Origin of the sequence: Corallococcus sp. AB045 (assembly GCF_003668895.1) — a bacterium.
Classification (GTDB): Bacteria; Myxococcota; Myxococcia; order Myxococcales; family Myxococcaceae; genus Corallococcus; species Corallococcus coralloides.
Map to the genome: position 1 here is coordinate 1 of NZ_RAWN01000297.1, position 8,389 is coordinate 8,389.

Genomic DNA, 8,389 nt, shown 5'->3' on the forward strand with positions numbered 1-8,389 from the left:
GGACAAGTGGCTGGGGACGTCGCCCTGGCTGCTCCTGGGCTTGAGCCTGGTGGGGATTGGCGTGGGGTTCTACGGCTTCCTTCATGCGATGACGCGGCTGGGGAAGCGCAAGTGACGGGGACGGGCGGACAGCCGAAGCGGGACCCGTTCTGGACGCACGCGGGGCTGGCGGCGGCGGTGATGGGCGTGGGCGCGGTGGTGGCGGCGGCGCTGCCGAAGGTGACCGAGGACCGGGTCGCCGCGCTGCTGGGCGTGGGAATCGCGGCGGTGACGGGCGTGCTGGCGCTGGTGCTGAAGCGGCGCGCGGCGATGCAGGCGGATTTGAAGGCGGCGTTGAAGGTGGTCGGTGTGGTCTTCGCCCTCAGGGGCGTGGGCGTGGGGATTGGGCTGGCGTGGGTGGTGTCCCGGAATTTGAGCGCGATCGCGTTCGTGGGCGGCTTCTTCGGCGTCTACTTCGCGCTGCAGTGGATTGAAGTCAGCTACGTGATGGCCGCGTCGAAAGACGCGGCGGGCGGAGACGAGTGATGCGCAAGGCAATGGTGCTGTTCGCCTGTCTGTTCGCGGGCGCCGTATGGGCCTCCGACCAGGCCAATGAGCACGGCTCCGCGAACGAGGCCCAGGACGCCGAGGGCGAGGACGTCGCCGGCTACATCCTCCACCACGTGGCGGACTCGAACGAGTACGAGTTCGAGGTCCCCCTCAGCCACAACCACATCCCCATCCACCTGCCGCGCATCCTCATCCCGTTCCACGAGGGCGCCTGCACGCCCATGGTGGACACGCACGGGGGCCACGGCGAGGTGTACCCGGGCCTGGGCCAGGGCTGCCTGGACCTCTCCATCACCAAGCACACGGTGATGATGTGGCTGGCGGCGCTGCTGCTCATCGGCGCGCTGCTCATCTGGAGCAACCGCGACAAGACGAAGCTCGTGCCGCGCGGCGCCGGGGCGAACCTCTTCGAGATGCTCGTGCTGTTCGTGCGCGACGAGCTGGCCATCAAGAACATCGGCAAGGAGGAGGGCCCCCGTTACGTGCCCTACCTGCTCACCGCGTTCTTCTTCATCCTCTTCATGAACCTGCTGGGCCTGTTCCCCTGGATGGCGACCGCCACGGGCAACATCGCCGTCACGTGCGGCCTGGCGCTGTGCACCTTCTTCGTCACGCAGGCGGCGGGCATCCGCGCCGCGGGCATCGGTGGCTACCTGAAGCACCTGACGGGCGGCGTGGCCCCCTGGCTGTGGCCCATCATGATTCCGGTGGAGGTCCTGGGCCTGTTCACCAAGCCCTTCGCGCTCACCATCCGTCTCTTCGCCAACATGCTGGCGGGCCACATCGTCATCTTCTTCCTGCTGGGCCTCATCTTCATGCTCCGCAACCCCGCGGTGGCGCTGGTGAGCGTGCCGTTCGCCTTCGGCATCTACCTGCTGGAGCTGTTCGTGGCTTTCGTGCAGGCGTACGTGTTCACCATGCTGTCGGCGCTGTTCATCGGGATGAGCGTGGCCATGGGCCACCACCACGATGACCACCATGAGGCCGGCGCCAGCCACGACCACGGCAAGGCCCACCACCTGGGCTGACAAGTTGACGGGGCGCCTGTCGGAAACGACGGCGCGCCCCGGTTGAAGACCCGGCGGTTCGAAAGGCCGCCGGAGGTAGTCCTAAAGGGCCCCCACGACCCCCCCACAAGCGGGTCCCGCATCACGAAAGAAGACGTGCTCCCATGACCAACCTCGCTCTTGCCTTCCTCGCCGCCGGTATCGGCGCCGGCCTCTCCATCATCGGCGCCGCGCTCGGCATCGGTAAGCTGGCCGCCGCCGCCATGGACGCCACGGGCCGTCAGCCGGCCGCCGGTGGCGACATCCGCACCACGATGATCATCGCCGCGGCCCTCATCGAAGGCGCCACGCTGTTCGCGCTGGTCGTCTGCATCCTGCTCGCCATCAAGCAGTAAGGCTGACAGGTCGCAACGGGAGCCGGCGTCCTCTTCGGGAAGAAGCGGCGCCGGCGTTCCGGCTCGTGGTACCGCCGTACCGTCTCACCTGAAGTCTCCCGCATCCTCCCTCTGTCTTTTCGCTTCACCGGGACCCGCCATGTTCCTGCCCTCTGTCCTCGCCGCCAGCAGCTTCGTGGAGGTCCGTCCGGGCCTCATCTTCTGGACCATCGTCACCTTCGTCATCGTCCTGCTGGTGCTGCGGGCGAAGGCGTGGGGGCCCATCCTGTCGCTCGTCGAGGAGCGCGAGAAGCAGATCACCAACGCCATCGAGAGCGCGAAGCGTGAGCGCGCCGAGGCGGAGAAGCTGCTCGCCGACCAGAAGACGGCCATCGCCGAGGCCCGCCGCGAGGCCGCGGAGACCACCCGCCGCGTGCAGGCGGACATGGAGAAGTTCCGCGACGAGCTGATGGCCAAGAGCCGCAAGGAGGCGGAGGAGCTGAAGCAGTCCGCCCGCCGCGAGATTGAAGACCAGAAGGCCAAGGCCATCGCGGAGGTCCGCTCCATGGCCGTGGACCTGGCCATGGAAGTGGCCGGCAAGCTCATGAGCGAGCGCATGGACGACGCCAAGCACCGCGCGCTGGCCGAGCAGTTCGTGCAGGGCCTGCCCGGCGCCACCAGCGCCACGGCGACCCGCCGCTCGGCCTAACGGCCGGGAGTCTTCCGCCGCGCCCGCCTGTTCCAGGAATCCATCATGGCTCTCTCCATTGGCATCGTCGGTCTGCCCAACGTGGGCAAGTCCACCCTGTTCAACGCCCTGTCCGCCGCGGGCGCTCAGGCGGCGAACTATCCGTTCTGCACCATCGAGCCGAACGTGGGCGTGGTGCCGGTGCCGGACGACCGCCTGGACCAGCTGTCGGCGCTCGTCAAGCCGCTGAAGAAGATCCCCACGTCGCTGGAGTTCGTGGACATCGCCGGCCTGGTGCGCGGCGCGTCCAAGGGCGAGGGCCTGGGCAACCAGTTCCTGGGGAACATCCGGCAGGTGAACGCGGTGCTCCACGTGCTGCGCTGCTTCGAGGACGACAACGTCACTCACGTCGAGGGAGGCGTGAATCCGGTGCGGGACCGGGACGTGGTCGACACGGAGCTGTGCCTCAAGGACCTGGAGACCGTGGAGAAGCGCCGCGAGCGCTCGCTGAAGAACACCAAGATGGGTGGCAAGGCGGGCGACGAGGCGAAGGCCGAAGTCGCGCTGCTCGACCGCATCAAGGCGAAGCTGGATGAAGGCCTCACGGTGCGCGCGCAGAAGCTCACCGACGACGAGAAGGCGGCCATCCAGGACCTGTTCCTGCTGACGGACAAGCCCGTGCTGTACGTGGCGAACATCAGCGAAGGGCAGATTGGCAAGGAAGACAGCGATCCGCGCGTGCAGCAGGTGCGCGAGATGGCCGCCAAGGAGGGCGCGGGCGTGGTGGTGCTGGCGGCGGCGCTGGAGTCGGAGATCCAGCAGCTCGCCGAGTCCGACCGCCCCGGCTTCCTGGCGGACTCCGGCCTGACGGAGCCCGGCCTGAACAAGGTGGTGCGCGAGGGCTACAAGCTGCTGGGCCTGTGGACGTACTTCACGGTGGGCGAGCAGGAGTGCCGCGCGTGGACCATCCACAAGGGCTTCAAGGCGCCGCAGGCGGCGGGCGTCATCCACTCCGACTTCGAGCGCGGCTTCATCAAGGCGGAAGTCTTCGGGTGGACGGACCTGGTGAAGCTGGGCAGCGAGGCGGCGGTGAAGGAGAAGGGCCTGCTGCGCGTGGAAGGCAAGGAGTACGTCGTGCAGGACGGCGACTGCATGCACTTCCGCTTCAACGTCTGACGCGGGGCCTTCCCCGCTGTTGGAAGTGACGACGGGCGCTGCCTTCCACTCACGGAAGGGGCGCCCGTTTCGTTTGCTAGCGGGGGCCGCTCATCCCTAGCGGGGACCGCTCATCCATGTGTAGCCCCAGAGGCCCACGGCGAGCACGGCCAGCACGGTGGAGAGGATGGCGGAGCGCCTGGTGCGGCCGGAGGGGTCCGGGTGGTTCAGGGCGTACTTCCACACGCCGCCCACGCGCAGGGCCAGGAAGAGGGCGAGGAGGACGGGGCCCACGACCTGCCAGCCCTCGGGGCGCTTGAGGATGACGATCCACGAGGCGATGAAGGCCACGTTGCCGAGCAACATCAGGGCGGGATAGGGCAGGGTCGGACGGGAGGTGCTCACAGGGCTGCCAGTGTGTGCACGGGAGCCCGGAGCGCCAAACGGAAAGCCGCGCGGCGTGCACGCCATGTGACAGCCGCGTGGAATGTTTCACGGTGCTACCGGGCGGGGGCTTCCACGTAGCGGGCGCGGGGGCGGAGCAGGTGGCCCTGTTCACGCTGCTCCAGGACGTGGGCGACCCAGCCCGCGGTGCGGCCCAGGCTGAACAGCACGGTGGCGGCGCCGGAGGGCAGGCCCAGCGCGTCCGCGAGCATCACCAGGCCCCAGTCCAGGGATGGAGGCGGATGGCCAGCGTCCCGCATGGTGTCCATGACGGCGCGGGCCACGCGGACCTTCAGGGACTCGGGCTTCACGCTCAACGCGGCGTCGATGAGCGGCGGCGTGCGCGGGTCTCCCTTCAGGTAGAGGCGGTGGCCGAAGCCCGTCACGGCTTCGCCCCGGCGCAGGCGGCCGTGGATGACCTGCGCGGCGCGCTCGGGACGGCCGACCTCCGCGATGAGCGCCTCCACGCGGTCGCAGGCGCCGCCGTGACGGTGGCCGGAGATGGCCGCGAGCGCCGCGCTGATGCACGCGTACAGGTCCGCGCCGGAGGAGGCTGTCACGCGGGCCGCGAAGGTGGAGGTGTTCAGCTCGTGGTCCGCGCAGAGCACCAGCGCCAGGTTGATCAGCTCCGCGGTCCGCTTCGGCTTCGCGTCCCAGGCCGTGGCGAGTGAAGCGGCCACCGTGGGTTCCTTCAATGCGCGCGACACGCGGCCGGGTGCCTGGGCCACGCAGACCCATGCGCCCAGGTGGCGGATGATCCGTCGCGCGCGGAGCAGGTCCTGTTCCACGGGCGCGGCGAAGCGGCCCGCGTCGCTCGCGGCGAGGAGCGGCACCAGCGCGGCCAGGGAGGACAAGGGCGGAGTGTCTCGCGGGAGCATGGCCGCGAGCGCGGTGGGAGTGAGGGGCGACGGCGGTGCTTCCGGTGCGGGCCACGCCGTGGACTCCGGCGGCAGGTGCCCGGTCCAGAGCAGCTCCGCCACCTCCTCGAAGCGGTGGCCTTGTGTGGCCAGCTCCACCGCGTCGTGGCCCCGGTACGAGAGCCCCTCCTCGCTGATGCGCGACACCGACGAGTCGATGACGGGCTCGCCCCAGCGCAGGGCTCCGGACGCCACCGCCGCGTGGCCCGCGCGGGCGTCATGGCGTGTCTTCAACCGCTCCACGTCCGCGCGCAGATAGCGGTTCTCCTTCGTGCCCTTCTCCGGCACGCACCGCACGAGCCCCCGGCTCACGTACGTGTAGAGCGTCGCCCGCTTTACCCCCAGCAGGGCCGCCGCCTCCTCCGCGCGCAGCAGCTCCTCCTCAACTGGATGGTCGAATCGAGATTGAGAACGTCCCCCTGCACGACGCACCATGTTTCGCGTGCCTCCCTGGTGCGGAGTCTCGACTCGACTGGACCATCCTGTCGAGCTGAGCCGCCCATGGCGAGGCCGTTCCTGGCGGGGAGAGCGACAATGAACGTGGATTTCGGACGCACGTCGTCGGACTACGCGAAGCACCGGGCAGGCTTCCCGGATGCCTTCTACACACGGCTCGAACAGGACGGCGTGCTCGCGTCCGGCCTGCGGGTGCTCGACCTGGGCACCGGCACCGGCACCGTCGCGCGCAACCTGGCCCGGCGCGGCTGCGACGTCACCGCCCTGGACGTGTCCGCACCGCAGCTGGAGGCCGCGGCACGACTCGCTCACGACGAGGGCCTCACCGTGGACTTCCGTGAGGCGCCCGCGGAGAACACCGGTCTGCCTTCAGGTTCCTTCGACCGCGTGTTCGCGGGCCAGTGCTGGCACTGGTTCGACCGCGCCGCCGCCGCGCGCGAAGTGTTTCGCCTGCTCAAGCCCGGCGGGAAGCTCGTCCTCTGCCACTTCGACTGGACGGCGCTGCCCGGCAACCTGCTGGAAGCCACCGAGGCCCTGGTGGAGGAGTTCAGCCCCCGCGTCAAACTGGCCGTGGACCACTTCGGCCAGGGCGTGGGCATCTACCCGCAGTGGTTCCGCGACGTGGGCGTGGCCGGCTTCCAGTCCCTCACGTCCTTCACCTTCGACACGCTCACGCCCTACACGCATGAAGCCTGGCGCGGACGGATGCGCGCCAACGCGCGGATTGGCGCCATGCTCGCGCCCGAGCAGGTGGCCCGCTTCGACGCCGCGCTGGCCGAGCTCCTCGCCGCGCGCTTCCCCCAGGAGCCGATGTCCGTTCCCCACCGCGTGTTCGCGCTCGTCGCGGAGCGCCCGTGAAACAGGAGTCCACCATGGCCTCGCCCCACCTCATCCACGCCGAAGACGTTCCCTGGACCGAGCTCGCCCACGGCAGCCGCGTGGCGCTCAAGCGCAAGCAACTGGGCGCCGCCGCGCACGGGCGCAAGCTCGGGTGCAGTCTGGTGGAGCTTCCGCCGGGCCGCCGCTCGTGGCCGCTGCACTACCACCTGGGCAATGAAGAGGCCGTCTACGTCCTGTCCGGCACGGGCTCGCTGCGCCTGGGGACACAGACGCTGCCCGTGCGCGAAGGGGACTACGTCGCGCTGCCGCCGGGCGCGGAGTGCGCGCACCAGCTCATCAACGACGGCGCGGAGCCGCTGCGCTACCTGTGCTTCTCCACCATGGAGGCGCCGGATGTGCTCGTGTATCCGGACTCGAAGAAGGTGGGCGTCTTCGCGGGGGCCGCGCCCGGGGGCGACAAGGCGTCGCGCACGCTGATGGCGTATCTGCCTTTGGACGCGCAGGTGGATTACTGGGAGGGCGAGGAGCCCTGATAGGGTGGCCCGGCCATGGCCTCCCTGCTGGATGCGCTCGACCGCGAGCGGCTGCTCAAGGATTCCGCCGCCGCTTCCGGGCTGCTGCCGAAGGGCGAGCCTCCCCACGTGTCGCTGTTGCGGCTGTGCGAAGCGGGCCTGCTCGTGGGCGGGCTCACCGTGGGGTACGGCGTCCGCCCGGATGAGCTGGTGGGCCCGCTCACCGCGGCCATGGGCGGCGCGGCCCGGAAGCTCAAGGTGGTGGACGTGCGCGAGCGCCCCGCGCTGGAGCTGCACGTCGCGGCAGGCGACGTCACGGAGCGCTGGGAGGTGGAGGACGTGTCCGCGCTCGTGCACAACCTCAACGACCTGTACCGCGACGCGGCGGACGTTCGCGCGGTGGCCGTGCTGGGGGAGTGGGAGGACTCGCTCCAGCTCCTGTGCGTCGAGCGCCGCGCACTGGGACGGCTCCTGCGGCAGCCCTTCTTCGCGCCCGTCAACACCCGGGGGCTTCAGGACCTGGTTCCGTCGCGCTGAGGCGGCTGGCCTCCCTCGACCCCGGACGCCCGGTGGGGCACCATGGGGGCATGCGCATCACGCTGGCTCTCATCGTTGGATTGCTCCTGACGCAGGTTGCTCGCGCGGAGCCGGATTCCTTTGGCCTGGGCACCGGACGCGACGGCGTGCTCAACCTCGCCGCGGGAAAGGGCCTCGCCCTGCGCGTGGATGGCCCCCTGGGGAAGAGTGTCGCGGCAGGGGGCGACGAGCTGGTGGTGTTCAGTTCAGATTTCTCCGGTGGCGATCTGGTGATGATCCACGAGAGCACCGGTCTGTCGCCCGTGCCCGATGTGGGCAACGTGAAGGGCGTGTCGCTGGCGGGGACGGTCGCGCTGGGACGCTGGGAGCTGGCGCGGGTGGTGGTGGTGACGGCCTCCACGCCCGCCACTCTCTTGCTGACCGCGCCGCTGCGCTACGGCTACACGGCGGGCCGCGCCCAGGTGGTGCGCGTGGCCGAGTACTCCGACGTCGTCATCGAGGCGGGGGCGCGGCTCACCGTGTCGCCGTGGAACGGCAAGTCCGGCGGCATCCTCGCGATGCTGGTGAGTGGGAAGGTGGTCAACGAAGGCCGCATCGACGCGGATGGCCTGGGCTACCTGGGCGGCGTCTTCCGGGCCGACGTCGCGGGCCTGGCGGGCTGCACCGGGCTGGAGCTGGAGCATGGCAAGGGCGGCTCGGAGCGTGGCGAGGGCGTGGCGGGCACGGTGTCCCGGAGCGGCCTCTCCACCGGGCGAGGCAACCTGACCAACGGCGGTGGCGGCGGCAACTGCGCGGCGGCTGGCGGTGGCGGCGGCGGTCACGGTGGCGCGGGCGGCATCGGTGGGCGCACGACCTCGGACGACGGGGCGCGCGTGGAGGGTGGGTTGGGCGGCGCGGCGCTGAGCTACTC

Annotated in this window: 11 protein-coding genes and 1 pseudogene; 10 read left to right on the top strand and 2 right to left on the bottom strand. The window is 70.2% G+C overall.

The annotated features are described in order from the left end of the window. The first annotated feature begins 10 nt into the window (after positions 1–10). From D7Y21_RS38550 to ychF, 6 genes are all read left to right on the top strand, one after another. Positions 11–115, top strand: coding sequence for a hypothetical protein (locus D7Y21_RS38550; protein WP_370039891.1), 105 nt, complete (start codon positions 11–13; stop codon positions 113–115). Continuing rightward, the gene (locus D7Y21_RS38555; RefSeq protein ID WP_120560832.1) at positions 112–525 is read left to right on the top strand and encodes a hypothetical protein; all 414 of its coding nucleotides are present in this window, start codon (positions 112–114) and stop codon (positions 523–525) included. Before D7Y21_RS38550 ends, D7Y21_RS38555 begins: the two co-directional genes overlap by 4 nt. Beyond that, positions 525–1,577 carry a F0F1 ATP synthase subunit A gene (gene atpB, locus D7Y21_RS38560; RefSeq protein WP_121718372.1) on the top strand — a complete coding sequence of 351 codons (1,053 nt, stop codon included), beginning with the start codon at positions 525–527 and terminating at the stop codon, positions 1,575–1,577. The genes D7Y21_RS38555 and atpB overlap by 1 nt, the downstream gene beginning before the upstream one ends. 143 nt (positions 1,578–1,720) lie before the next feature. Beyond that, a complete protein-coding gene (locus D7Y21_RS38565) occupies positions 1,721–1,951 on the top strand; it encodes an ATP synthase F0 subunit C (RefSeq protein ID WP_120560834.1) in 231 nt (76 codons plus the stop codon). A gap of 139 nt (positions 1,952–2,090) precedes the next feature. Next, the gene (gene atpF / locus D7Y21_RS38570; protein WP_120560835.1) at positions 2,091–2,639 is read left to right on the top strand and encodes a F0F1 ATP synthase subunit B; all 549 of its coding nucleotides are present in this window, start codon (positions 2,091–2,093) and stop codon (positions 2,637–2,639) included. A 45-nt stretch (positions 2,640–2,684) separates the two neighbouring features. Next, a complete protein-coding gene (gene ychF / locus D7Y21_RS38575; protein WP_120560836.1) occupies positions 2,685–3,794 on the top strand; it encodes a redox-regulated ATPase YchF in 1,110 nt (369 codons plus the stop codon). A 96-nt stretch (positions 3,795–3,890) separates the two neighbouring features. Here ychF and D7Y21_RS38580 read toward each other — a convergent pair whose 3' ends face one another. Together D7Y21_RS38580 and D7Y21_RS38585 are read right to left on the bottom strand one after the other, a co-directional pair. Next, positions 3,891–4,178, bottom strand: a complete 288-nt coding sequence (locus D7Y21_RS38580) for a hypothetical protein (protein WP_199724135.1) — start codon at positions 4,176–4,178, stop codon at positions 3,891–3,893. A gap of 95 nt (positions 4,179–4,273) precedes the next feature. Beyond that, complete coding sequence (locus D7Y21_RS38585; protein WP_121718373.1) at positions 4,274–5,569, bottom strand: citrate synthase; 1,296 nt, start codon at positions 5,567–5,569, stop codon at positions 4,274–4,276. Between the two features lie 99 nt (positions 5,570–5,668). Between D7Y21_RS38585 and D7Y21_RS38590 the strand changes: the two genes are divergently transcribed. The 4 genes and pseudogenes from D7Y21_RS38590 to D7Y21_RS38605 form a co-directional block, all read left to right on the top strand. Further along, the gene (locus D7Y21_RS38590) at positions 5,669–6,448 is read left to right on the top strand and encodes a class I SAM-dependent methyltransferase (protein ID WP_121718374.1); all 780 of its coding nucleotides are present in this window, start codon (positions 5,669–5,671) and stop codon (positions 6,446–6,448) included. A gap of 14 nt (positions 6,449–6,462) precedes the next feature. Next, positions 6,463–6,963: a cupin domain-containing protein gene (locus D7Y21_RS38595; protein ID WP_120560839.1), complete on the top strand. Its 501-nt coding sequence runs from the start codon at positions 6,463–6,465 to the stop codon at positions 6,961–6,963. Between the two features lie 15 nt (positions 6,964–6,978). Continuing rightward, positions 6,979–7,479, top strand: coding sequence for a hypothetical protein (locus D7Y21_RS38600; protein ID WP_120560840.1), 501 nt, complete (start codon positions 6,979–6,981; stop codon positions 7,477–7,479). A 50-nt stretch (positions 7,480–7,529) separates the two neighbouring features. Beyond that, a pseudogene (locus D7Y21_RS38605) lies at positions 7,530–8,389 on the top strand (hemagglutinin); the annotation flags it as partial.